The organism is Endozoicomonas sp. 4G, assembly GCF_023822025.1.
Taxonomy (GTDB): Bacteria; Pseudomonadota; Gammaproteobacteria; order Pseudomonadales; family Endozoicomonadaceae; genus Endozoicomonas_A.
This window is the reverse complement of sequence record NZ_CP082909.1, coordinates 5824872-5849963: the sequence shown is the minus strand read 5'-3', so window position 1 is coordinate 5849963 and position 25092 is coordinate 5824872. Positions and strand designations below refer to the sequence as shown.

At 49.7% G+C, this 25092-nt stretch carries 18 protein-coding genes; 9 read left to right on the top strand and 9 right to left on the bottom strand.

Translation table 11 applies throughout. The features are described 5' to 3' along the window. Positions 1-15: 15 nt before the first annotated feature. The 3 genes from K7B67_RS23210 to K7B67_RS23200 all read left to right on the top strand — a co-directional run bounded on the left by K7B67_RS23210 (position 16) and on the right by K7B67_RS23200 (position 5127). Positions 16-2082, top strand: a complete 2067-nt coding sequence (locus K7B67_RS23210; protein ID WP_276576713.1) for a TonB-dependent receptor — start codon at positions 16-18, stop codon at positions 2080-2082. A 22-nt stretch (positions 2083-2104) separates the two neighbouring features. Then, positions 2105-2647: a YfiR family protein gene (locus tag K7B67_RS23205; protein ID WP_252178215.1), complete on the top strand. Its 543-nt coding sequence runs from the start codon at positions 2105-2107 to the stop codon at positions 2645-2647. Positions 2648-2730: 83 nt separating this feature from the next. Further along, complete coding sequence (locus K7B67_RS23200) at positions 2731-5127, top strand: ATP-binding protein (RefSeq protein ID WP_252178214.1); 2397 nt, start codon at positions 2731-2733, stop codon at positions 5125-5127. A 279-nt stretch (positions 5128-5406) separates the two neighbouring features. Here the strand turns inward: K7B67_RS23200 and K7B67_RS23195 are convergent, their stop codons facing one another. From K7B67_RS23195 to bioB, 8 genes are all read right to left on the bottom strand, one after another. Then, positions 5407-7191 carry an acyl-CoA dehydrogenase C-terminal domain-containing protein gene (locus tag K7B67_RS23195; RefSeq protein WP_252178213.1) on the bottom strand — a complete coding sequence of 595 codons (1785 nt, stop codon included), beginning with the start codon at positions 7189-7191 and terminating at the stop codon, positions 5407-5409. Between the two features lie 170 nt (positions 7192-7361). Next, the gene (locus K7B67_RS23190; RefSeq protein WP_252178212.1) at positions 7362-7937 is read right to left on the bottom strand and encodes a hypothetical protein; all 576 of its coding nucleotides are present in this window, start codon (positions 7935-7937) and stop codon (positions 7362-7364) included. A gap of 163 nt (positions 7938-8100) precedes the next feature. Next, positions 8101-9891 carry an acyl-CoA dehydrogenase C-terminal domain-containing protein gene (locus tag K7B67_RS23185; RefSeq protein ID WP_252178211.1) on the bottom strand — a complete coding sequence of 597 codons (1791 nt, stop codon included), beginning with the start codon at positions 9889-9891 and terminating at the stop codon, positions 8101-8103. A gap of 156 nt (positions 9892-10047) precedes the next feature. Beyond that, positions 10048-10731, bottom strand: a complete 684-nt coding sequence (gene bioD / locus K7B67_RS23180; RefSeq protein WP_252178210.1) for a dethiobiotin synthase — start codon at positions 10729-10731, stop codon at positions 10048-10050. Beyond that, a complete protein-coding gene (bioC, locus tag K7B67_RS23175) occupies positions 10724-11542 on the bottom strand; it encodes a malonyl-ACP O-methyltransferase BioC (RefSeq protein WP_252178209.1) in 819 nt (272 codons plus the stop codon). The genes bioD and bioC overlap by 8 nt, the downstream gene beginning before the upstream one ends. Then, a complete protein-coding gene (locus K7B67_RS23170; RefSeq protein ID WP_252178208.1) occupies positions 11527-12273 on the bottom strand; it encodes an alpha/beta fold hydrolase in 747 nt (248 codons plus the stop codon). Before K7B67_RS23170 ends, bioC begins: the two co-directional genes overlap by 16 nt. Positions 12274-12285: 12 nt before the next feature. Beyond that, positions 12286-13452, bottom strand: a complete 1167-nt coding sequence (gene bioF, locus K7B67_RS23165) for an 8-amino-7-oxononanoate synthase (RefSeq protein WP_252178207.1) — start codon at positions 13450-13452, stop codon at positions 12286-12288. Beyond that, on the bottom strand, positions 13452-14549 hold the full coding sequence (bioB, locus tag K7B67_RS23160; protein WP_252178206.1) for a biotin synthase BioB: 1098 nt from the start codon (positions 14547-14549) through the stop codon (positions 13452-13454). The genes bioF and bioB overlap by 1 nt, the downstream gene beginning before the upstream one ends. 203 nt (positions 14550-14752) lie before the next feature. Here bioB and K7B67_RS23155 point away from each other — a divergent pair, with 203 nt between their 5' ends. From K7B67_RS23155 to K7B67_RS23130, 6 genes are all read left to right on the top strand, one after another. Further along, the gene (locus tag K7B67_RS23155) at positions 14753-15403 is read left to right on the top strand and encodes a ComF family protein (protein WP_252178205.1); all 651 of its coding nucleotides are present in this window, start codon (positions 14753-14755) and stop codon (positions 15401-15403) included. A gap of 111 nt (positions 15404-15514) precedes the next feature. Continuing rightward, positions 15515-16975, top strand: a complete 1461-nt coding sequence (locus K7B67_RS23150; RefSeq protein ID WP_252178204.1) for a DUF3375 domain-containing protein — start codon at positions 15515-15517, stop codon at positions 16973-16975. Further along, on the top strand, positions 16972-17778 hold the full coding sequence (locus tag K7B67_RS23145) for a DUF4194 domain-containing protein (RefSeq protein ID WP_252178203.1): 807 nt from the start codon (positions 16972-16974) through the stop codon (positions 17776-17778). Before K7B67_RS23150 ends, K7B67_RS23145 begins: the two co-directional genes overlap by 4 nt. Then, on the top strand, positions 17771-21202 hold the full coding sequence (locus K7B67_RS23140; RefSeq protein ID WP_252178202.1) for an ATP-binding protein: 3432 nt from the start codon (positions 17771-17773) through the stop codon (positions 21200-21202). Before K7B67_RS23145 ends, K7B67_RS23140 begins: the two co-directional genes overlap by 8 nt. Before the next feature lie 32 nt (positions 21203-21234). Further along, entirely contained in the window at positions 21235-22401 is a 1167-nt protein-coding gene (locus K7B67_RS23135) for a DUF3322 domain-containing protein (RefSeq protein WP_252178201.1), read from the top strand. Positions 22402-22564: 163 nt separating this feature from the next. After that, positions 22565-23560 (top strand): serine/threonine protein kinase, encoded by a 996-nt coding sequence (locus tag K7B67_RS23130; RefSeq protein ID WP_252178200.1) that lies wholly within the window; start codon positions 22565-22567, stop codon positions 23558-23560. Positions 23561-23846: 286 nt separating this feature from the next. Here K7B67_RS23130 and K7B67_RS23125 read toward each other — a convergent pair whose 3' ends face one another. Beyond that, positions 23847-24968 carry a transposase gene (locus tag K7B67_RS23125; protein ID WP_252178199.1) on the bottom strand — a complete coding sequence of 374 codons (1122 nt, stop codon included), beginning with the start codon at positions 24966-24968 and terminating at the stop codon, positions 23847-23849. Positions 24969-25092 lie beyond the last annotated feature (124 nt).

The window sequence follows — 25092 nt, the reverse complement described above, 5'->3', positions numbered from 1 at the left end:
CCACGGAGCGGAACCTTGAACACTAAATTTTTACCCACACTGCTGGCCACCTGTATTTTCGCAAGCAGCCAGACAATCGCCGAATCACAGGAAGATGAGGATCTTTTTGAACTCAGCCTTGAAGAGCTGATTTCCATGGAGATTCCTGATGTCACTTCCGTATCCCGCAAGAAACAGCGGCTAATGGATTCTGCCGCCGCCATCTATGTCATCACCAATGAAGACCTGCGCCGTAGCGGCGTCACTTCCATTCCGGAAGCCCTGAGAATGGTGCCGGGCATGCAGGTGGCCAAACTGAATGCCAATACCTGGTCCATCAGTACCCGCGGATTTAACTATATCTTCGCCAACAAGCTGCTGGTGCTGATTGATGGCCGAACCGTTTACTCGCCACTTTTTTCCGGTGTTAACTGGGACGTACAGGACACCATGATGGAAGACATCGACCGAATCGAGGTCATCCGGGGACCTGGTGCTGCCCTCTGGGGAGCCAATGCCGTCAACGGTGTCATCAACATCATTACCAAGAAGGCAGCCGACACCCAGGGCAATCTGCTTTCAGCAGGCGCAGGTACTCAGGAAAAAGCCTTTGCCGCCTACCGTCATGGTGGCGAGTTTGGCGAAACCGGTTTCTACCGTGTTTATGTGAAGGCCTTTGAACGGGATGGCCAGGTTGATTCGGAAGGTAAAGAGACTTCTGATGACTGGAACATGCGCAGAACCGGTTTCAAATCAGAGTGGCAAACCACTGCTGACTCAGAGATGACGGTCCAGGGCGACCTTTACGAGGGAACCACCCGACCTCCCTTACGTTTGCTCGACCAATCTCAGCCAATGGACCCTCAAATAGCCAACGGCTTTATTGTTGAGGGCCTCAGCCGGGATCAACGGGGTGGCAACCTGGGCGCTTATTGGAAAAGAACCCTGAGTGAAACTCACGATTACTCCTTCAGAGCCATCTACGACAACTACCAGAACTTTGATTACCGGATTGCTGAAAAGCGTGACACCGTTGATTTTGAATTTCAGCACTACTATCAGTTCTGGGGAAATCACGACCTGGTCTGGGGACTCGGCTACAGATCTACCTGGTACGAGGTAGAAAATACCCCTTATATGTTTTTGCTTGAAGGCGAGGACTCTAAACATACGGAGTTATTCAGCGCCTTTATTCAGGACGACATCACGCTCAATGAGCAATGGACGTTCACCCTGAGTTCACGTTTTGAGCACAACAGTTTCACAGGCTATGAGGTTCAGCCTAACGCCCGGTTAACCTGGAGGCCCACTGAAAACAGAACCTTCTGGACAGCGCTTTCCCGGGCAGTCAAAACCCCTTCCATCAGTGAAACCGCCTTACAGACTGACGGCATTACGATTGATGACACCACTGATAGAAATTTCGTGATTCCGATCATGGGTAATCCAGACCTGAAGTCAGAAAAGCTGACTGCTCTGGAAGTGGGTTACCGTGAACAGTTTAGTAACAGTTTTCGTCTGGATATCACCGCATTTTATAACCAGTACGAAGACATCATCGCTTATGTGGGCACGAATGTATGCCCTGATGGCAGCTCATCGCTTAGGGCGTGCCAAATTTCCGGGGCTGTTAACATTCCTACCACGCTGGACAATGGGCTGAATACCAAAACCTATGGTCTGGAAGCCGTAGCGGACTGGCAGGCAAAAGACTGGTGGAAGCTTCAGTTTACCTACAGTTGGCTACAGGTTGATGCCTGGCCTAATCAGGAAAAAACAAGCTTTCTGGCAAGAAATGAAAAAATTGTTGAAGACCTGAGTGCTCCTCACATGGCAAACATTCGATCCACAATGAACTTGCCCAACCAATGGTATTTTGACTTCTGGGTCCGCTATATGGACGACATGAAGAATGCCGTAGTGGGAGCCAACACATCACTGGACATGAGAGTCGCGAAAAAGTTTGGAGACGGTCTTGAGTTCTCAGTTGTGGGACAAAATCTCTTCAGAAATCACCACCGGGAGTTCTACGAACCTCTGAGCGGTATGGCCCCAACAGAAACCCAGGAATCATGGTACGCCCAGATTCGCTGGCAATTTTAATCGGATGGAGGAGGATAACTTCATGCCGATGCCAATCAAGATGATCCAATCAAACATCAGTCTGCTGTTGCTCACAGCCAGTTTGTCAGGGATGTTCTTTACCAGTACGGTTAAAGCAGGCACACCGGAAGACAAGGTCAAAACAGCGATTGTTTATAAAATAACCAAGTTCGTAAGCTGGCCCAAGAAAAAACAAAGCCTTACGCTGTGCATTATTGGTGAAGGTTCAATCAACAGCGAGCTGATTAAAATCAACCGTAAAAACAGCATGGGCAGGCGCCTCTCTGTTACCCACAAGGACCTGAATGCACCTGTGGATAAGCTGTGTGATATTCTGTATATCCACAGCATTGATCAGACTTCCTCTGCCAAAGTGACCAACAGCCTTAAAGGCAAACCCATTCTAACCATCAGTGACAATCGTTCATTTGCTGAGCAGGGTGGATTAATTGGTTTGGCTCGCAAAGGAAAAAAGATCAACTTCACCATCAACCAATCCTCTGTTGATGCATCCGGTCTGAAGATTAGCTCGCAACTGAAAGGCCTGGCCAAAGTGATTGAGTAAGAAGGTCATAGGCATAGGAAAAGCGGTAATCACTCGTTTTCATCCCACCCGGGATGAAAACCTTTTTTAGTCATAAATAAATCATGGTGACCTTCAGAAATCTTCCTATCAAACGCAAACTGCGTTATGCCATGCTTATTACGGCGTATGCGGTACTTCTGGTCACTTTGTCCATTCAGAGCGTCAGCGATCTGATTAAGTCCCGGGCCTCTCTGGTAAACCATATGGAAACGCTGGCTGAAGTCGTCGGATCCAATGCTCATGCCGCTCTGGTTTTTGAAGATGAAAACTCTGCTAAAAAACTGTTAACCGGTTTTAACAGCGCGCCCCATATTCAATCCGCTTTTCTTTTAAATGCCCATACTGATGAGATTGCTGCCTATCATCGTTCAAGCCCGCGCCCCTGGGCTTTTTCACTGCACGAGCCTGAACGTCCGGTGACTGTTTTCACCAGCACCCGTCTTCACTTATACCGCCCTATTGTTCTCGATCAACAATTAATTGGCGCTATTTACATTCAAGGTGATTTGTCACCGCTGTATATCGAGCTGACTGAAAACCTATTGCTAGCATTATTAGCCGCCCTGGCCTCGGTCATTCTGGCCTCTATTCTTGCGTCAAAACTGCAAAGATTACTGGGTAAGCCTATTACTGAGCTGGCTAATAACATCTCCCAGATGACCAGAAACGAGCAGTATGATCATCAGGTTAAGAAGTTTGATAACGATGAGATTGGTCAGCTCTACGACTGCTTCAACGAAATGCTGATGCAGATAAAAGAACGGGATCAAAGACTGCAACAACATCGCGAAAACCTCGAAGCCTCCGTTGCTGAAAGAACCAGGAAATTACACAGTGCTAACCGTGAACTTAAAGAGAATATTTCTGAACTGAATGAAGCCAAGGAAGCCGCCCTTGAAGCAGCCAAGGCGAAAAGTGTTTTTCTTGCCAATATGAGTCACGAAATCCGCACGCCGATGAATGGCGTGCTGGGTATGCTGGAGTTGTTAAGAGATACGCACCTTGAACCCGTACAACAGGATTGTCTCGAGACGGCCTACAGTTCAGCAGATGTCTTGTTGCAGATTATCAATAACGTCCTCGACTTCTCCAAAATTGAAGCCGGAAAGATGGACATTGAAGCCATTGATATGAACCCTGTAGAAATCGCCGAGGATGTCTGCGCCCTTCTGGCAGGAGAAGCTAAAGAAAAAAGTCTGGAGCTAAGCTGTTATACCGATATTGATCTGCCCAATATTTTGAAAGGAGACCCGGTACGTCTGAGACAGGTTCTTACCAACCTTGTGGGTAACGCTGTCAAATTTACTGAAGAAGGCGAAGTCATTATCCGGGTGAATATGCTGGAAGCCAGGGAAAACCAGGTCAAAGTTGAATTTTTAGTGGAAGACACCGGCATTGGTATCACGCCTGATGCCCTGCCAAACCTGTTCTCAGCCTTTACCCAGGCTGATGGTAGCACCACCCGCAGGTTCGGAGGTACAGGTCTTGGGCTCACAATATCCAGACAATTTGTAGAGCTGATGGGTGGTGACATCGAGGTATCCAGTGCTTTGGGGCTGGGCTCTACATTCTCATTTGTTCTGAATCTGGATGTATCCAACACGCAGGCTTTTGAGCATCGCAATGATGGTAATAATCTGAAAGCTATAAATCCATTGACTGCGGATGCTAACACCTTCAATCCGACTATTCGCATTCTTCTGGTTGAGGACAACCTGGTTAACCGGAAAGTTGCCGTCAGTATGCTGCAAAAAATCGGATTGAATAAACCTGATATTGCAGCAGATGGCAAGGAAGCGTTAACCATGAGCGATCATCAGAAATATGACCTGATACTCATGGACTGCCAGATGCCTCAAATGAGCGGTTATGAAGCCACCAGCCTGATAAGAAAACGGGAAAGTATTCACAACCTGCCACGCATTCCTATTATTGCCATGACAGCCAATGCCCTGCTGGGAGACAGGGAAAAATGTCTGGCATCGGGCATGGACGATTATCTGAGCAAGCCTATCAAAGCGAATGTCCTCAAGGAAAAACTGACCCGATGGCTGATCAATGATCCTGATGACAATGATGTCGAATCAGATATTGAACCTTTTTTCAAAGTAATAGAAACAGAAGATCAAGATCCTATTCTGGATAGGACAACGCTGAACACCCTGAAAGACATTATGGAAGATGAGTTTGACCGTCTTGTTGAAAGTTATCTGGAAGACACGCCATCACTGCTGGAAGATATTCAGAATGCTTCGAAAGAAGCAAACTTGCCGATTCTGATTCGAGCTGCCCATACATTAAAATCCAGCAGTCATAACTTTGGTGCAACACGGTTGGCTGGTATTGCACTGAACATCGAAAAGCTGAGTAAAGACAACCAGCTTTCCGATGCCACTCAATTAATTCCTGAACTTGAAGAGGCCTTGAGTAAAACCACTGAGGCACTTAAATCAATCTGAAAAATGCTTTTCCTAAAAAAGAAAAACCTCGCAGTGCGAGGTTAATGTTTACCGGGCCAACTCCCTATGAGCATCCTGCTCATTATTTTGCTTCCCTGCCTCTACATTCCATGTAGATTAATGACCCAGTACTTTAACTATAGACAATTGCTCAGAAATGCAAAGTTGATTACCTGGTCAGATGCTTAACCATGAAAAAGCCTTTCAACACCTGAGTGTAGAAAGGCTTTTTTTATTGACTCAATTTAGAAATCATTCCAAACAGAAAGGCAACGATCATCAAAATTGTTCAGCGGGTAATTCGAAAACTGTTTCGGTTCCCGAAGCCGCAGAAATGAGCAAACCTTCCATTCTGGGCAATAAACGTTTGTAGAAATACCGGGCAGTAATCATCTTTGCCTGATAGAAATCGTCTTCCTGAGCAGCTGCTGACAATCTGGCTTGAGCTTCTCTGGCCATCATCGCCCACATCCAGGCGTAAGAAACGTATGAGAAAGCATGGAGGTAATCATTACAGCTGGCATTAACCACATTCGGATCATTGGCAGCCTGACTCAGTAATTCATTCGTCAGGGTTTCAAGTTTGGCCAACGCTTGTTCCAAAGGAGCAGAAAACTCGTCACTTTCGCCTTCGGCAATAAAGCGCCTGATAGTAGCGGCAAACTGTTTGAAAGATGCACCACCATTCATAACGACCTTGCGACCCAGCAGATCCAGAGCCTGAATACCATTAGTGCCTTCATAAATCTGGGCAATACGAACATCCCTGACCAGTTGCTCCTGCCCCCATTCACGAATGTAGCCATGACCACCAAACACCTGTTGACCGGAAACACAGCTTTCAAGACCGATATCGGTCAGGAATGCTTTTACGACAGGTGTCAATAGCCCCACCTGCTCTGACGCCTGTTTTCTTTCTGTTTCGTCCGGACTGAATTTGGCAGTATCCAACAGAGTCGCCACATACGTTGAAAAAGCTCGCCCGCCTTCGTTCAGGGCTTTCATATTCAGCAGCATTCTTCGAACATCGCCATGGACAATGATCGGATCAGCCGCTTTTTCTGGCTGTTGAGGGCCAGTAGCTGACCGACCCTGAACCCGGTCCAGAGCGTACTCGAGGGCTGACTGATAAGACATTTCACTGGTACCCAGACCCTGAATACCCACAAAGAGTCGTTCATAGTTCATCATGGTGAACATAGCGTTCAGACCCTTATTTACTTCTCCTACCAGGTAACCTTTGGCGCCATCGTAGTTGATGACACAGGTTGCTGAAGCCTTGATCCCCATCTTGTGCTCCAGAGAACCGCATTGAACCTGATTCCTATCCGCCAGAGATCCATCTTTATTTACGTTCACCTTAGGTACCAGAAACATAGAAATACCCTTGGGTCCGGCAGGGGCATCGGGCAATTTAGCCAGAACCAGATGAATGATGTTTTCTGTCAGGTCATGCTCACCGGCAGTAATAAAAATTTTAGTGCCGGTAATACTGTAGGAACCGTCACCATTGTCTTGAGCCCGGGTTTTGATAATGCCCAGGTCTGTGCCGCTGTGTGACTCAGTCAGACACATGGCTGCGGCCCACTCACCGGAATAAAGTTTGGGAAGATAAAGGGATTTCAACGCTTCGCAAGCGTGGGCATCAATCGCCAGCGCCGCACCCGATGTGAGGTTCGGGTAGAGAGTAAAAGCCAGGCTGGCACTGCTGAACATTTCATCAAACTGGGCACTGAGTGCTTTTGGCATCCCCATGCCACCGTACTCGGGATTGCCAGCGACGCCTGTCAGACCCGCTTCTGAATAAAGCTGATAGGCTGCCTTGTAGCCTTTTGGGGTAGTAACACCTTCTTCGCTCCAGTGACAACCTTCCTCATCACCCTCCCGGTTGAGGGGCGCCACCGTTCTTGCAGCCAGCTTGGCACCTTCCTCCAGGAAGGCGTCAGCCGTTTCACGATCAACCAGTTCCTGGGTAGCAGGCCACTGACCCCAACGCTTGTCGGCATTGAAAACTTCGTACATTACAAAGCGCATATCACGAAGAGGTGCCTGATAATCTGCCATGGGGGACACTCCTGGAGTTTTAATGTTTTTAGTCAAGTGTCTGACAATTTTACCCCAGGGAAACAGGAGCTAAAAGGAATGTTTTAAACTAACGTTTGAATTTTTAACTACAAAAAAAAACACAGCGTAAATCTGTATTTTTTTGATGGCGGTGACAGCACTTCAGAGCATCAGAAACGGTAATAAAAACCTGCTGTAAAAACGACCGCGGCGTAGGAAAATTCAATACCAAACCCTTTGTAGTCGATGTCCAGAAGACCCTGAACCAGAGGGAAGACACGGCTTAGATATTCCTTATACCCATACATAATGCCTGCACGATACCCCGCCTCGATATCAAACTCGCCGTACTTCTGTTGAAACAGGGTGCGCTGAACGCCTCCAGACCAGACTCTGTTGCTGTGGGTATTCACAAAAGTACCGCCGTAATAGCCTTTGTAGGATAAACCGATCAGTTGATTGTTGCTTTCCTGGTCGTCGCCACATTCGAGATGCAATGTCCACATACCCAGGTAAAGACGATCCCGGAAAGGACGACCCCAAATTTGCTCAACCCAACCTGTCTCCCGGACAAAGCTGTTATAGGGCAAAGAAGTGTCTGGAGTCACTGAAACTGCCTCTGTCTCTTCATAGAGTTCTGCCGCTGACACTTTCAAGCCGAAGGATAAATAAAGGAGAAAAAATACCTGTAATAAAGGCTTAAAAAAGCCCGATAAGGGGTTTATTCGTGCTTTCTGTTTGCTCATTGCCCGCCCAGTCAGCTCCTGTGTGGCTGTTATCTTTTACTAACTTTAAAACCCATACCGTGCTTTTTTATAGACCAGCGTTGGAGGTTAGGCAAAAAACAATGAGTTTCAGACATAAAAAAGGGCTGCCGAAGCAACCCCTGTACGAAACACTTATCAGAAATCAGATATTACCGAAATCTTCTTCAGCCATATCCAACAGATTCTCTGTGCCTGACAGCATGGCAGACTTGTGCGCCTGCGTCCTGGGCAGGATACGTTCGTAGTAGAAACGTGCGGTCTGAATCTTGGCTTTGTAGAAGCCTTCCTCAGAAGTGCCTTCAGCCAGTTTTTCCGTGGCCACACGAGCCATGTCAGCCCACATATAAGCCAGAGTCACATAACCAGAGTACATCAGGAAGTCGACGGCAGCGGCACCCACCTCGTCAGCGTTTTCCATCGCTTTTAAGCCCAGCTGCATGGTGATATCGCCCCACTCCTTGTTCATGGCAGCCAAAGGTTCAACAAAGGTTTTCAGGTCTTCGTTCTCAGCGTGAGCCTTACAGAATTTGTGAATTTCCTTGGTGAATGGCTTCATGGTTTCACCACCGCTTTGGAAGATTTTTCTTCCTAGCAGATCCAGTGCCTGAATGCCGGTAGTCCCTTCGTACAGCATGGAAATACGACAATCACGAACATTCTGCTCCATTCCCCATTCACTGATATAACCATGACCACCGTAACACTGAAGCGCGTGGTTGGCAGACTCAAAACCGGTTTCGGTCAGGAAAGCCTTAACGATAGGTGTCAGGAAACCCAGTTCTTTATCCGCCTGTTCACGCACCGCCTCATCAGGATTGTTCAGCAGATCCGCTTTCTTGGCTGTGTAGTACAACAGGGCGCGGCTACCTTCAGTGAAGGCTTTGATGGTCAGCAGCATCCGACGTACGTCAGGATGCACGATAATCGGATCAGCCGGGCCTTCAGGGTTCTTGGCACCGCTCAGGGAACGCATTTGCAGACGTTCACGGGCATAGCCCAGAGCCCCCTGGAATGCGATTTCACCGTGGGAAAGCCCCTGAATCCCGGTCCCCAGACGGGCAGTATTCATAAACGTGAACATGCAGTTCAAGCCCCGGTTTTCCGGGCCAATCAGGAAGCCGGTGGCTTCGTCAAAGTTCATGACACAGGTGGCGTTACCGTGAATACCCATTTTGTGCTCGATGGAGCCACAACTAACACCATTACCTTCGCTGTGATTGCCTGGCAGATGCTTGGGCACGATAAACAGGGAGATGCCTTTGGTACCTGCCGGAGCACCGGGCAGACGAGCCAGAACGATGTGGACAATATTGTCTGCCATATCGTGTTCACCGGCAGAGATAAAGATCTTGGTACCAGAAATTTTGTAAGAACCGTCAGCGGCCGGCTCAGCTTTGGTCCGCAGCATACCCAGGTCAGAACCACAATGAGGCTCGGTCAGACACATAGTGCCAGTCCACTCACCGGATACCAGTTTGGTCAGGTAAGCCTGCTTCTGTTCTTCAGTACCATGGGTTTCCAGAGTGTTCATGGCGCCATGACTGAGTCCGGGATACATGCCCCAGGACCAGTTGGCTTCTCCCATCATTTCGCTGAGCACCAGACCCAGGGAGTAAGGCAAACCCTGACCACCGTATTCCGGATCGCTGGCCAGTGAAGGCCAGCCACCTTCAACGTATTGCAGGTAGGCGTCTTTAAAACCGTCCGGTGTTTTGACACCGTCTTCTGACCAGGTGCAGCCTTGCTCATCACCTATCTGATTCAGAGGCGCAAGAACCTGCTCACAGAACTTGGCACCTTCTTCAAGGATGGCGTCCACCATATCGGGGGTAGCTTCTTCACCACCGGGGATACTGGCGTAATGCTGCTGGTATCCCAAGAGTTCGTCACGTACGAATCGGATATCACGCAGGGGAGCCTTGTAGTCTGACATAACGGTACCTCTGGATTCTCTTATATTTATTCAAGAAAGGGGGATGGTAAAAAAATTATAGCAACGGTTTCAAACAGTTGTTTGAAAGTTACGTCCGAGTACAACAAATGTCAACTTTTGTTCATTTTTATCGGAAGACAGGAAACGGCTACAAGATCAGGCCGTCAAGGAAGAGAGATCAACACTGGCTACCGCATTACCCGACTGATCGTCTGAACACCAGGGCACAACGCCAAGGCAGGGCGCATGAATCAAGTGCTTAAGCGCTTCAACGTTTTCCTGAAAATGACTCATACCGGGATCAACCTGATTGGCCACCCAGCCCACCAGCTGACAACCACTGTGCAAAATGGATTCCACCGTCAGCAGGGCATGACTGATACACCCCAGTTTCATTCCTACCACCAGAATCACCGGAAGATTCATCGCCTTTGCCAGATCGGCCAGCATTTCCCGATCGTTCAGAGGAACTCGCCAGCCACCTGCGCCTTCGATAAAGGCAAGGTCATGGCGGGTCATCAGGGCGCCACGACAAAAGCCGGTCAGACGATCCACAGTGATCCGTCGACCTTCTTCTTTTGCCGCAATATGGGGGGCAATGGCTGCTTCAAAAAGAACCGGGTTCACCTGTGGATAACTCAACTCGACACTCATAGCACTCATCAGGTTCAGGGCATCATCATTTCTTAGCCCCTCAGGAGTCTCATCAGCGCCGGCAGCCACCGGCTTCAGAGCCAGTGTTTTCAATCCTTCCTGATGAGCAGCCTGCAGCATTGCACAGGTGACAAAGGTTTTTCCGGCATCCGTATCGGTGCCAGTGACAAAAAATGTTCTAGGCATGGGCAGGTTTTCTCAAAATCCCGTACAGCACTTGATAGGACAGGGGTAAACCGGCAGCCACCCGAAAAGACTCGTACACTTCCTGCAATCGGATCAACCGACCCCGGCTCATCAAACCGGGTGGCCCATCGTGCACGGTATTGACCCCCAATGCTTTCAGCTCTCTCAACATCTGAAACAACTCAGGATAATAAAGGGTTTCGGTCTGCTGCCGGAAAGATTGCTGTTTAAAGCCTGATTCAAGCAACCACCGTTGCTGCTGTTCAAAACTGTCAAAGCCGTTGATATGGACATCACGATCAACCTGCTGCCAGGCCTCTTCCAACTCTACCATGGTGCCACTGGCCAGGCTGGAGAAAACAAAGACTCCGCCAGGTTGAAGCACTCGATGGATTTCCTCCAGCACCGTCTCAAATGAGCACCACTGAATGGCCAGGCTGGAGAACACCAGGTCAAAACTTTCTGACTTAAACGGCAGTGATTCAATATCACCGGAACACCAGGAAGCAGAGTCGCACTGTGACCGGGCGAACTGAAGCATACCCATCGCCAAATCCAGACCGGTAACATGGGAATCAGGGAAATGTCCGGAAAGTAACGCAGTCTGGCTACCCGTACCTGAACCAAGATCCAATACACAGCCTGGACGAGCCTCGGTTGGCAGACCCATCATAACTCTGGCAGCCACACGTTTCTGAAGCACTGCCGCCGAGTCATAGGTGGTTGCAGCCCGACTGAAATTGGCAGCAACGCGTTGTTTGTTGATGCGTGCTTTCGCTGCACAACCTGCTGCTTTCAGCTTCGGTTGCATAAGCGGTTAACCTGGTCAGCCAGCTGTTCGATGGCACCCGAACTCTGATCAAGGAAAAAGCAATGACCACCAGCCATCATCAAAACTTTGTGGCCGGGGTAGTCCTGCTCCATTCTGTTGCCGGTATCCATGGGCACCAGGGCATCATCCCTGCCAAAACAATGCAACACCGGACAGCGGATATCAGCCAGCTGGGAACGAACGTCGCTGGCACCTAACAGTTGCAGTAATTGCAGAAGAATCGTTGGTTCCAGATCAGCGTCCCGGCGCACTGCGTTTTGTAAATATTTAGCGACGTCTTTTCGATTGCTATTGCCCATGCTGCACAGCAGGGAAAATTGATCGACCGTTGCCGTATAATCTTCCTGCATACCGGCATAGAAACTGTCAAAGGTCTGGGGCAACATCGCTTCTGACCAGTCCTGGTTTCGGACAAAGCAGGGATTACAAGCCAGTGTCACCAGTCCGGCGACCTTGTCCGGGTTCTGACTGGCATAGATGGCAGCCAGAGTACCTCCCAATGACCAGCCGACCAGAACCGCAGGGGTGTCCAGCAAATGCATGTCCAGGTAGTCCAGCAATTGCCGCCAGTCGAACGTTCTGCGCTCCCGGACCAAACCCGGCAGCTGTACCACAGACACTCGGCCATCGCCGTCCAGGGCACTGGCCAGAGGCTCCATAACCGTTGCAGGCATCCCCCAACCACTGATCAGAACAATGGGTAAACTCATGCTATCTACTCCTTACTCCTGTAACGGGCGTACCGTTCTTTCAAGTGCATCCAGTAGCTGCTCTACATGTTGTTGTTTATGAGCCGCACTGAAGGTAATGCGTAACCTTGAAGTTCCTTCAGGAACCGTGGGGGGACGAATGGCCGTCACCAGGATACCCCGCGCGGCCAGAGCCTCGCTCATGGTCACCGCAGTATCCGCAGGCCCGACAATAACAGGCTGAATGGGAGAGTGCGAGTCCATCAGTTTCAGCCCCATCCGACGGCACTCTTTTCTGAAGTAGTGAACCTGCTTAGCCAGGTGTTCTCTTCGCCAGCTTTCTGCTTTTAAAATGTCAAGACTGACTCTTGTTGCCTCAGCTATGGCCGGAGGCATTGAAGTGGTATAGATGTAGGTGCGGGCAAACTGGATCAGAGTCTCAATCAGGGCTTCACTGCCTGCAACAAAAGCACCTGCGGTACCAAAAGCTTTACCCAGAGTACCCACCAACACCGGTAAATCGTTCTGGCCCAGAGAGCAATATTCAGCAACGCCGCCACCACTCTTACCCAGAACACCAAAACCGTGGGCATCGTCCACCATCAACCAGGCATCCTGTCGATGGGCCAATTCTGATAAGGCTTTCAAAGGAGCCAGATCCCCGTCCATACTGAAAACGCCATCCGTCACGATCAGCTTTCGTCGTCCATCGGTTCGGTTCAACCGGGTTTCCAGATTGACCAGATCCTTATGGAGATACCGCTGAAACCTTGCCCCCGATAACAAACCAGCATCCAGCAGCGAGGCATGGTTCAGACGATCCTGAAACACTGCATCCTCTTTACCTAACAGGGCCGTGATGACCCCCAGGTTCGCCATATAGCCATTGGCAAAGAGCAAAACCCGCTCACGACCGGTGAACTCCGCCAGCGCTTCTTCCAGCTGGTGATGGGCACGACTATGGCCAATCACCAGATGGGAAGCGCCACCGCCGGTACCGTATTCAGACGTGGCTCGCGCCATGGCCGCACGGATGTCCGGATGGTTAGCCAGACCCAGATAATCATTATTACAGAAAGCCAGATAAGGCTTGCCATCAACCACCACTTCCGGCCCCTGAGGCACCTCAAGGGTCTTCCTTGTCCGGTAGAGACCCCGGGCCCGGCGTGCCTGAAGGTCCTGCTCGAGGTCAAAAGCCATCAGGACGCCTGCTGAGCCATAGCATCGTAATAATGCTCATTGTTCAGTTCGTTGTTTAATAAAGAATCCTGCTCGCGCAGAGGGCACAGGGCTTCCAGCGCCTGCTCTTGCCCGCTGATATCATCCCTGTTGATGCCCAGTTTGTTGAAGAGCTGTCGGTCATGGCTCTCTTTGGGATTGGCAGTGGTAAGCAGTTTGTCACCCAGAAAGATTGAGTTAGCGCCCGCCAGAAAAGCCAGGGCCTGCAACTCATCACTCATGTTTTCACGACCGGCAGACAAACGTACACAGGAAGCGGGCATCATGATTTTGGCCACCGCGATGGTACGAACAAAGTCGATACCATCCACTGCCTCAACATCCGCCAGAGGCGTTCCTTCGACACGAACCAACATGTTCACCGGCACACTTTCCGGATGTTTGGGCAGGTTGGCCAGCTGGATCAGCATACCGGCACGGTCTCTTTCCGTTTCACCCAGACCGACGATGCCGCCACTGCAGATATTCATTCCCGCATCACGCACATGGGCAAGGGTATTAAGACGATCTGAGTAAGTGCGAGTGGTGATGATGCTGCCATAAAATTCTGGTGAGGTGTCCAGATTGTGGTTGTAATAATCCAGACCGGCCTGAGCCAGCTGTCCGGCCTGATCTTCATTTAACATACCCAGGGTCATGCAGGTCTCCAGACCCATTTCCTTGACCCCTTTCACCATTTCCAGAATGTAGGGCATGTCCTTCTCAGGTGGGTTTTTCCAGGCCGCCCCCATGCAGAACCGGGTCGCTCCAGACGCTTTGGCGTGGCGTGCTTCTTCGAGAACCTTACGCACTGCCATCAACTTTTCTTTGTCCAGACCCGTGTTGTAATGACCACTCTGGGGACAATATTTACAATCTTCCGGGCAAGCTCCTGTCTTGATGGACAACAGTGTACTAATCTGCACCCGGTTGGGATCAAAATGTGCTCTGTGGGCCAGCTGAGCCTGGAAGATCAGATCATTGAATGGCGTTTGGAACAGGGCTTCGACTTCGTCATAGGTCCAGTTATGGCGCAGCTCGCTGGAACCTGAGTCCTTGAGGCTTGTAGGGTTAGTCATGTTGTTCACTGATTCTTCCGGGAAGAAGCTCTCTATTGTTGGTCAGGCCAGATATCAGAAATTAAAGTTAAAGCCAAAAACAGGATCGATGATAATTAATTGAAACTATGCGTCAATTGTTAAAACGTAACAGACTTTACCAATGGTTAAATTTCAAACAACTTATTTCCATGAGCTGTTTGTTATGTCGGGCGGACACACCCATGAATCAGCCCGTCTGCAACCTTTGCATGAAGTCTCTGCCCGTTGCCGAAAAGCACTGTCAGTCCTGTGGTATTCCTGTTCCACTTGATGCTCCGGAATGCTGCGCCCGCTGCCTCCGGAAAAAACCGGTCTTCGACACCTGCTATTCTGCCTTCAACTACGAGTTTCCGGTTGACCACCTTGTCAAACAGATCAAATACCATCAGCAACTGATCTACCTGCCACCGGTGACCGATCAATTGAGTCGTAACCTGATTCACCACTACGATGGCCGGGAGTGGCCCCAGGCCATCGTGCCGGTTCCTCTTCACAACAAACGTTTGCGGGCAAGGGGCTTTGATCAGGCGCTGTTGCTGGCCAGGCAACTGGTGAAAAAACTTCAGCCCTATCAACCCCTCAAATTGGAAACGCGCCTGATCAGACGACAGAAGCACACAGCCCCTCAACAGGGTCTGAAGGCGTCAAAACGCAAAGGCAATATCAAGAATGCTTTCTCAATGACAGGCAGGCCAGATTATCAATATCTCGCTATAGTAGATGACGTTGTGACCACCGGAGAAACGGTCTCGGAAATCACCCGGCTGCTGAAACAGCAGGGCGTGAAACGTGTGGATATCTGGTGTCTGGCGAGGACACCTGACCCACGCTGAAGAACCAGAAAAATAGTGGGCAACGAACTTGGGGTGTAGGCTTCCATAGTTAACCGGGCAATATTATTATCTTGCAACCATCAAGCACCAGTAGCCACCGAGAACGATCCATTGAGTTTTCAACAAAAATACGCGTCCTTCCGTCGCCAATATCAGGAACACAAGACCTGGAAGCTTTTACGGGCCGATAATGCGCCACTGATGCTGGCTTTTATCGCAGACCTGTTCCAGGAGACCGGTGAAGTCCCTGTCGGTCAGGCCCGGGTGGCGCTGGATACAGAGCTGCAACAACTGAGAGAGCTCAGCCTGATTGAAGGGGATGTCAATGCCATGTCCTACCTGAGGGTGTGGATCAAGTCCGGCTGGCTCCGGGAGCTGGATGACAAGCTGTCCCGTACCGATGCCTGTGAAGTTGCCCTGCGCTTTGTCAAAGGGCTGGACGAGCGAGAAAATAACGCCACCGCTTCTCATCTGCGCATTGTTCAGGATGCCATCAGGGACCTGGCGGTGGCTTTGAGTCCTGACCCCAAAGAGCGAGTCACGCTGCTGGAAGCAAAAAAGGCAAAACTGCAACATGAAATTGATGCCTTGAATGCTGGCGTTGTTTATGAGCTATCAAAACAGGAACAAAAAGAAAGAATCCGGGAAGTGTACCAGCTGGCGTCGGTGTTGACGGGTGATTTTCGCCGGGTAGAAGATGAAATACGGCAACTGGACCAGCAGCTCAGAATTAACATGATTGAAGCCGAACACCATCGCGGTGACATTCTGAAAGCCTTGCTGGATGGCGAGAACATCCTGGCCGAGTCCGACGCCGGCAGAGCCTTTGACAGTTTTTTCCAGCTGCTCTGTGATGAAAACAGAAGACTTGAGTTCAGGGAGCAGATCCGTTCGGTTCTCAGTCGTCCGGCCAGCAACTACCTCAGTCATGAGCAGTCCCGATTTCTTGAACGCCTGCTGCGTGAATTAACCTATGAAAGCGAGCATGTATTTCAGGTAAGAAAACGAACCGAGGAGAGTCTTCGCAGGTACGTAGAAAGTGGTGCACATCTGGAAAGCCGGGCAGTGAGCCGACTATTAGAACAACTTGAGCAAACGGCCCTGACGTTTCAAGAGCAAAATATCAGCCTGAAAACAGACATTGGGTTAAAACTGAACAGCGGCTCTGCCAAAGTTCAGTCGCTGGACAGTCTGGTACTGCGAGCCCCCGATGAAACACTGGATACCAGCGAAGTAAAAACCAATAAAAATCAGTCATCGCCCAGCGCCTCAATGTTGTCATACCTTCAGTCCGTGAAAGTGATGGAACTGGCAGAAATCATCAAATCCATTTTATTGCAAAATGGCCCCCTCACCATTGCCGGCATCGTTCAACACTATCCTGTTACCAAGGGGCTGGAAGAGCTGGTGGCTCATTTGCGGGTGGCCAAAGCCATCAAGGCGACCCTGCTGCCAGACCGGGAACACATCAGCCTGCAAGATAAGGAAGGTACAAGCCTGCAGGCAACCATTCCCTGCTACCTCCTTAGCTCTGATCAATTTCCCCAACGTATGGAAGACTTGACCCTATGACTCAAGAGCCCTCAGAACAAGCGTCCGACTTTTTTGATCGCTTGACTCCGTCAGAAGAGTCATTAACCCAACATGAAGAGTCATTAACCCAACATGAAGAGTCATTAACTGAAAATGAAGAGCCTGCTGAGTCGTCAGCCGACCTTGATGAAACTGAGACACCCTCAGAAAACCAGGGCCAGCCATCGACCAAAAAAGGCCGACTTCCTTCCGAAGCCCGACGGGCCCTGATTCGATTGATGCGTCTCGGGGTCATCACTGCCAAGAATCAAGGGGCATTGTTCAACAGCCTTTGCCTGCACGAGGGTTTGGTCAGGGATCATCTGGCGGATATGTATCTCCGGCTGACCCTGGATCAACAGTCAGGGATCGCCCTGCTTCAGGAACAGAACGCTATTGATGAGGATGACGACCAGGTTTCACTGATCACCCGAAGAACCCTTTCTCTCTACGACTCGGTGCTACTGCTGGTGCTGAGGCGATTTTACCAGGATCGGGAAAACTCAGGAGAACAGCAAGTCTTCATTGATCTGGAACAGATAGAGGCCTTGTTGACCCCCTTTATTCCCCTGACAAACAGCAGTCGCACCGATAAACGTAATCTGGGCGGCGCACTGGATCGAATGAAAGAACGCAAAATTCTGTCCGGCTCCAGAGAAGGTCAACGTTTTGAAGTACTGCCCGTCATTCGCTATGTGGTCAATGCCGATTTTTTGCAGGAAATGCTGAATAAATATTTGTCCATGGCTGAAGAAAGCAGCGACAACAAAAAACCCTTGTCCAAAGGAGCTGTAGATGAATAAAGATCTTTTCAGCCTTGATGCAAACCTGGATATCAAGGCCAAGGAACCAACCACCATCAATACTTTATTCAGTTCCGGACAGATCCGGCTGGCAGAGATCTCAGTCCACAACTGGGGCTCCTTTCACGGTGACATATTTACCGCCAGAATTGACCCCGAAGGTACCCTGATTACAGGAGACAATGGCTCAGGCAAATCGACACTGATTGACGGTTTGATGGCTTTATTGCTGCCAGCGGGCAAGGCCAGTTTTAATGTCGCCGCAGCCCAGGGGGATCGCTCTGACCGTACCCTCACTTCTTACGTAAGAGGCAGCTATGGCACCGAGCATGACGGCAGCAGAACCAGCACGCTCAACAAACGATCGGGTGCCGTTATTTCGGGTTTGAGAGCCTTGTATCGAGCCGATGATGGTTCTGAAATCACGTTGGCCGGCCTGTTCTGGATGACTCAGAACACCCTGGCCCTGAAAGATCTTAATCGAATGTATCTGGTCGCCAAACGCAACCTGACACTGGAAGAACTGTTGCAAAGTTTTGGTTCCAGCAATATCAGGGGCTTGAAGCAAACGCTGAGAAACGACCCGCTGGTAACCCTGTGCGATGACCGTTTCAGTGAATATCAGGAAACCTATCGCCGACTGTTACAGATGGACAACCGTAATGCTCCGGCTTTGTTATCACGGGCATTGGGGTTGAAAAAAATTGATGACCTGACCGACCTGATCCGCAAGCTGGTGCTTGAACCCAGCCGAATCAGGGAGGATGCCACCAAGGCCGTCTCCGGGTTTGGCGACCTGGTCAGCATCCACAATGAGTTGTTAACCGCAAGAAACCAGCGGGATATGCTGTCTCCCTTGCCAGAGCTTGCCACAAAGCTGGAAATCACCCAGAAATCGATTCAGTCTCTTGCAGATCAGCTGTCTGCCCTGCCCGTCTGGTTTGCCGAGCAACGTTATCAACTATGGACGGTTCGGTTGCAGCAGTTGCAGGTACTCATAGAAGACAGTCAGCAGAAATTACAGCAAATCGCGCAGGAAGAAGCCGACGCCAATCGACTGGTGGAAAGCCGCCATAAAGACTTTATCCAACTCGGAGGTGACAGGATAGAGCACCTGGAAGCGGAGTTAAAACGCGATAAAGAAAAGCTGAATGAGATAAATTCCAAAGCAGGAAACTATCAGGAAACCGCCCGAAAGCTGGCGCTGGACGATCAACTCACTGAACCCACCTTCCAGAAAAATGCTGGCATCATCACCAGCAACCTGAATCAGGTCAAAGAAGAGATAGAAGCGCTGCAAAATGCCTTTGGTGCTGCAACCGGGGAATGGAAGAATGCCCAGGACCAGGAAAAATCATTGCAGGAAGAAGTCGCAGAAATCAGCTCACGACCAGACTCCAATATAGACCCGGACTTTCAGAAGTTAAGAGATGAACTCTCTGAGTCTCTGGATATCGCCCGATCAGATCTGATGTTTATGGGTGAACTGATTGACGTCCAACCCGATGAGAAGCATTGGCAGGGAGCCATTGAGAGAGCACTGGGTGGCCTGAGAACAACCCTGATGGTTCCCGAAAACAGCTTCCCACAGGTGACCAAGTGGCTGAACCGGCGTCATACCGGATTGCACGTCAGAGTTCAGGTAGTAAGACCCGTAAACAGCACCAAAGATTTTTTTACGGATGGATATCTCAGGAAATTACAATGGCGCAACCACTCCTACCGGGAATGGCTAAAACAGCATCTGGCCCGTTTTGACCTTCACTGTGTCAGCAATAGCGAGGCGCTGGATAAAACGCCTTTTTCCATGACGGAGCAGGGTCTGGTTCATATGGAAAAAGGCCGCTTTGAGAAAAAGGACCGGCGCAGGGTCGATGACCGTCGAGCCTGGCAACTGGGTTTCAGCAACAAAGAGCGGCTGGCGCTGCTAAAACAAGACCTGAAACAACAACAGGAACGGGTTAGCCATTGCCTTCAGGCGGTTACTGAAGCAAGGAAACAATGGAACCTGGCTGGCGAGCGGGAAAAACTCTGGGAAGCTTTGAGCCAATACCACTGGGACGCTATCAATGTGCCTTATTGGCAGGAAAGGGTGACCAAAAGCCAGCAAGAATTGGATTACCTGCAACAGTCCGGTGGCGATCTGGAACAGGCAAAACTGCGCTGGGAACAATCCAAAATAGCGCTGGCCGCTATTCAAAATAAAAAAGACCTTGAACGGGATCAGCAAACCGCGCTGAACACCCGTAAGGGCATGGGGGTGAAAGAACGGTCAAAAGCCGAAGCCTCTGCCGCAAAAGGCATGACCGACGCACCCCGCTCTGAATTGACAGCCCGCATCGGTGAACTGGTGGATGATGACCTTGAGAATGCCATGGGGCTGGAAGAAGAGCATCGCATTGACATCGATAAAGCAAAAACAAAAGCGACAGAAGCAGAAAAAAGCACTTCTCAGCGTGCCGTAGGCATCATGAGCCGGTTTTCCCAGGAATGGGGACATATCACCGTTGAGTGGTTAAGCAACATTGAAGGGCTGCCGGACTTTATTCAATATCTGGAAAAACTGGACCATGAAGGACTGCCCGCACTGGTAGATCGTTTTAAAGAACGCCTTAACCGACACACGACACAATCACTGGCTGCAATCAGCCAGAAAATGGACTCTGAGCGAGAAGAAATTGAAGAGCGTATCAGAACCATCAACCAGGTACTGGCCCGCACCGAATTCAAGAAAGGGACTTTCCTACGGCTGGGTGCAAAAAAGGAAGTCTTTCCCCATGTCGATGAGTTCAAGAAACAATTAAGGAATGTGCTGCAACAAGCCGGCAGTGAAGATCATGAGCTGCGCTTTAAAAACCTCAAGACCGTAGTGGATATTCTGGACAAGGCGACTGCCATCAGTACGGCCAATAATCTGGAAAGCCTCCGCTTACTGGACTCCCGATATCAGCTGTCGTTTTATGCTGAAGAAATTGACAGTGCTTCCCAAAAGGTACTGGATGTACTGGCGTCGTCCACAGGCAAATCCGGTGGTGAAAAAGAATCCTTTGCCGGCACTGTGGTGGCTGCAAGTCTGGCCTATGTACTGACTCCAGATGGTTATGACCGACCGGTTTACAGCACTGTTTTCCTGGATGAAGCCTTCTCCAACACGGCAGAATCAGTAAGTCGTCGTGTACTGAAAGTGTTCAAGGAGTTGAGCATCCATATCAACCTGATTACGCCCTACAAAAACCTGAACCTTGCCCGTGAGTCTGCCAAATCGCTGCTCATTGCTGAAAGAAACCCCAAAAACCACGAGAGCAGCCTGTGTGAAGTCACCTGGGAAGAGATTGACCAGAAAATGAACCATTCTGGATTGATTGAGCAGGGTGCCAGAGAGCTGGGCATCGAACTCAATGAATCCTCAATGAAACCTCAATGAACTCTCAATAAAAGAGCGGAGACCTGAAAAAAATGAGCTGGGGAGTCACGGTTGAAGCGGCCAGAAAGCAATTACAGGAAAAAGAGTGGGACCGGTGGGATCGCCTGCGTAAGCACCTGTTAAACCCTGGCGCCATCCGTATCTCCCTGAAGCCTCCTTCAGGAAAGCAGGCACTGGCTGATATTTCCCGATTTCACCAATACATCAGGCAGTGGCAAGAGTGGCATCCCGCCGGGCAAGTGGAATGGGAAACCCGGGATTATCATAAAATCGGCCAGCACAGGATTCCTGTCGCTTTGACATTACCCGACCTGAAGTCTTTGTTTAACGCGTTGGGTTCTGAAGCCATACAACGCAGCCAACATTGGGAAACATTGTTCAAACGATTACTGGCCGTTAATCCCAAATTAGACAAGGTACTGATCAGGCACCTGAGAGTGCTGGAGTCGATGCCTGAAGATAACATAGAGTCTCTGGCCCGGGTTTTACCTCAATTGAAAAAAGGCATGGGAAAGGGACTTTATCCAAGGGCACTGCCAATCTCGGGTATTGATAGCAAATTTATCGAGCAAAACACGACGATTATCCGGGACTTCCTTGAAGTGATGCACTCTGAAACCATCAGCGACCTGTATCAGTGGCTGGAGTGCAACGAAACACCTTCTGGCTGGCTGGTCATCCGCCCGCTCTGCCCGAAGACTCAGGCAAAAATGATGGGGCTTGCGGTTCTGAAATTATCAACAGATGTGCTGCGCAATACTCCCTTGCCGGGCACCCATATTCTGGTGGTTGAAAATGAACAGACCGGCTTTGCCCTACCTGCCCTTGATAACACTGTCGCGGTAGCAGGAGGTGGGAAAAATGTATCCTGGATGGATGCGGACTGGTTAAAGGATCGACGTGTCGCATACTGGGGTGATATTGATACCTGGGGCTTATCGATTCTTAGCGATGCCCGCTCAATGAGGCCTGATCTTGTGGCACTCATGATGGATAGTAAAACCTATGAACAATTTCTCAGAAGAACCTCTCATGAAAGCCAACCCGCCCAACGAATGCCTGACAACCTGACGCCAGCCGAACAGGCTCTCTTTAGTCGGCTACTGAAATCGAAGAAAGGCAAGACCCGTCTTGAGCAGGAATTTTTGGATCAGGACTATATTTTCAGACACCTGGCCGAATGGAAGGCTCATACTTGATTGAACATCCATTTCCACTTTCCTCAAAACATCATGAATGATTTCTTTGACTCACCACCAATAGCAATAGTTTTTGAAAGACTGACAAAAAGGTCAGTAAAGCTAACCCTGCTGAGGAGCATTTCGTAGTAAACTTCAGCCGCTAACAAGATGGGAGTCGTCTATGAGTTCAAATATCCAGCACCCCTACGAGCGACTGACGCCTGACCGGGTGATGGACGCAGTGGAAAGCCAGGGATACCTGTGTGATGCCAGGAACCTGGCGCTGAACAGCTACGAAAACCGTGTGTACCAGGTTGGGATTGAAGACGGCTTGCCGATTATTGCCAAGTTTTATCGTCCCGAACGCTGGAGCCGGGAGCAGATTCTGGAAGAACACGCCTTCTCGCTGGAGTTGCAAGAAATGGAATTCCCCATCGTGGCACCGCTTCAAAACGAGAACCGGGAAACCTTACATGAGTTTGACGGCTTCCAGTTTGCCCTGTTCAAACGCATGGGAGGCTACCCGCCGGAACTGGATAACCTGGACCATCTGCTGGTGCTGGGTCGTTGCATGGGAAGACTGCATAAACTGGGCTCAGCGGTTCCTTTCCAGCATCGCCCTGAAATTAATCTGCAAAGATACGGCATTGATAATGTCACCTGGCTGCTGAACCATGATTTTATTCCCGCCACACTCAGGAAAGCTTATGAAACCCTGACCCGGGACATTCTGGACCGTCTTGCCCGAATCGAAGCCCAATACCACCCGAACATGATTCGGGTGCACGGTGATGCTCATGTCGGCAATATTCTCTGGCGGGATGATAACCCTCACTTTGTCGACTTCGACGACACCTGCATGGCTCCTGCTATTCAGGACTTATGGATGTTCCTGAGCGGCGACCGGGCCAGCCAGACCATTCAACTGGCAGAGCTTCTGGAAGGTTATGAGGAATTTCACGAGTTTGATCCCATAGAACTTAATCTGGTGGAATACTTCCGAACCCTGAGGCTGATCAACTATTCCGGCTGGCTGGCTAAACGCTGGACGGACCCGGCCTTTCCCATGGCGTTTACCTGGTTTAACACTGAGCGTTACTGGTCAGAACATATCCTGGAGCTGAGGGAGCAGATGGCTAATCTGGATGAACCTGTGCTTTCGGTTTATGGGAACTAATCTCTGTTCATCCTGAGCGTCCTTCGACTGTGCTCGGGATGCACGGTCGAAGGGCGCTATTCGAATTGTGATTTGCTTTTTTAATTTCTTTGCGTAGGGATTTTTTTTGCCCTTACTAAAATCGTACTCTTCTCTCACGATCTCATCTCCCTCCATACTTTCTGAGATTTTTCCTAGACTTTTCTACGTCTCACTCAAATCTGACACTCCCCGCCCTTTCGGGCGAGGGTTCTTAGATCGCTCCAAGAACCTTCCTGCTTCGTCACGCCTTCCCTAGGTAGGGCTTTTAAGCCTCTACCCCCGTTCCAGTCGCTCCACAGGCTAACCCCGCCAGTCCGGCGGTTTTGATATTCTTCGCTGCGTTAATGTCCCGGTCGTGATGGGTTTTGCATTCCGGGCATTCCCATTCACGAATAGACAACGGCAGACTTTCATGGACAAATCCGCAACTGGAACAGCGTTTAGAGCTTGGAAAGAAACGGTCTATCTTAACCAGATCTCTACCCGCCCAACCAGCCTTGTATTTCAACTGGCGGACAAACTCTCCCCAGTTTGCATCGGCTATGTGCTTTGCCAGTTTTGGATTTTTGATCATGCCCTTCACGTTCAGAGACTCTACGCAAACAACTTGGTTCTCGTTAATGAGTTTGCGGGATGCCTGGTGGGTGGCATCCATTCGGCAATCGGCAATCTTGGCATGAAGTCGTGCAACCTTGAGCTTTGCTTTAGCTCTGTTGCTACTGTCTTTTTGCTTTTTTGACATCTGACGCTGAAGATAGGCGAGCTTTATCTCGTAGCGTTTGGTGTGCCTTGGGTTACCGGATTTTTCACCCTCTGAAGTGATGAACAGATCATTCAAACCTAAATCAATGCCCACTGTCTTGTTACTAATAGGCATTGGTTTAGCTTCAAACTCACACAGCATGGACACAAAGTACCGGCCTGCCCGATCTTTGATGATGGTGATACTTGAAGGATCAGAAGACAGCGGTCGGCTCCATCGGATATTCAGCGGATCTTCGCTTTTGGCAATGAAAAGCTGACCATCTTTGTATCTGAAAGCGGCCTTTGTTAGCCGGATACTTTGTCTTGAGTGTCTTTTCTTGAATTTAGGGTATTTGGCTTTTCCATTACAAAATTTCTTGAAAGCCTCTTGCTGATCTCTAAGCTTTTGTTGAAGAATCACGCTGGATACATCAGCCAGAAATGGAAACTCTGTCTTGAGCGAGACAAGCCTTTTTTCTACCTCAGAGTGGGATATGGATTTCCCGTCTTTGTAGTAGGCATCAGTGCGAAAACGAAGCGTATTGTTATAAACAAATCGAGCACAACCAAACGACTGAGCAAGTAGCTGAGTTTGCCCAGGTGTTGGGTAGAATCGTTCTTTGTAGGCTCGCTTAGTCTTCATGCGAAATATTTTACAGAAAGCATTGCCTTTCGAAAACCTTGATGTTTATTATCAGTCCTGCGGACTGACCGCTTGTATCACCGCCCGATTGGGCGATGCTTTACGCGGGAATTGGTAAATTTTC

Coding starts and splice junctions, on each gene's coding strand:
- K7B67_RS23190 (WP_252178212.1), bottom strand. CDS start 7,937: ATGAGCAAACAGAAAGCACGAATAAACCCCTTATCGGGCTTTTTTAAG.
- K7B67_RS23170 (WP_252178208.1), bottom strand. CDS start 12,273: ATGAGTTTACCCATTGTTCTGATCAGTGGTTGGGGGATGCCTGCAACG.
- K7B67_RS23185 (WP_252178211.1), bottom strand. CDS start 9,891: ATGTCAGACTACAAGGCTCCCCTGCGTGATATCCGATTCGTACGTGAC.
- K7B67_RS23130 (WP_252178200.1), top strand. CDS start 22,565: ATGAGTTCAAATATCCAGCACCCCTACGAGCGACTGACGCCTGACCGG.
- K7B67_RS23145 (WP_252178203.1), top strand. CDS start 16,972: ATGACTCAAGAGCCCTCAGAACAAGCGTCCGACTTTTTTGATCGCTTG.
- K7B67_RS23125 (WP_252178199.1), bottom strand. CDS start 24,968: ATGAAGACTAAGCGAGCCTACAAAGAACGATTCTACCCAACACCTGGG.
- bioC (WP_252178209.1), bottom strand. CDS start 11,542: ATGCAACCGAAGCTGAAAGCAGCAGGTTGTGCAGCGAAAGCACGCATC.
- K7B67_RS23155 (WP_252178205.1), top strand. CDS start 14,753: ATGAATCAGCCCGTCTGCAACCTTTGCATGAAGTCTCTGCCCGTTGCC.
- K7B67_RS23200 (WP_252178214.1), top strand. CDS start 2,731: ATGGTGACCTTCAGAAATCTTCCTATCAAACGCAAACTGCGTTATGCC.
- K7B67_RS23135 (WP_252178201.1), top strand. CDS start 21,235: ATGAGCTGGGGAGTCACGGTTGAAGCGGCCAGAAAGCAATTACAGGAA.
- K7B67_RS23205 (WP_252178215.1), top strand. CDS start 2,105: ATGCCGATGCCAATCAAGATGATCCAATCAAACATCAGTCTGCTGTTG.
- bioD (WP_252178210.1), bottom strand. CDS start 10,731: ATGCCTAGAACATTTTTTGTCACTGGCACCGATACGGATGCCGGAAAA.
- bioB (WP_252178206.1), bottom strand. CDS start 14,549: ATGACTAACCCTACAAGCCTCAAGGACTCAGGTTCCAGCGAGCTGCGC.
- bioF (WP_252178207.1), bottom strand. CDS start 13,452: ATGGCTTTTGACCTCGAGCAGGACCTTCAGGCACGCCGGGCCCGGGGT.
- K7B67_RS23195 (WP_252178213.1), bottom strand. CDS start 7,191: ATGGCAGATTATCAGGCACCTCTTCGTGATATGCGCTTTGTAATGTAC.
- K7B67_RS23140 (WP_252178202.1), top strand. CDS start 17,771: ATGAATAAAGATCTTTTCAGCCTTGATGCAAACCTGGATATCAAGGCC.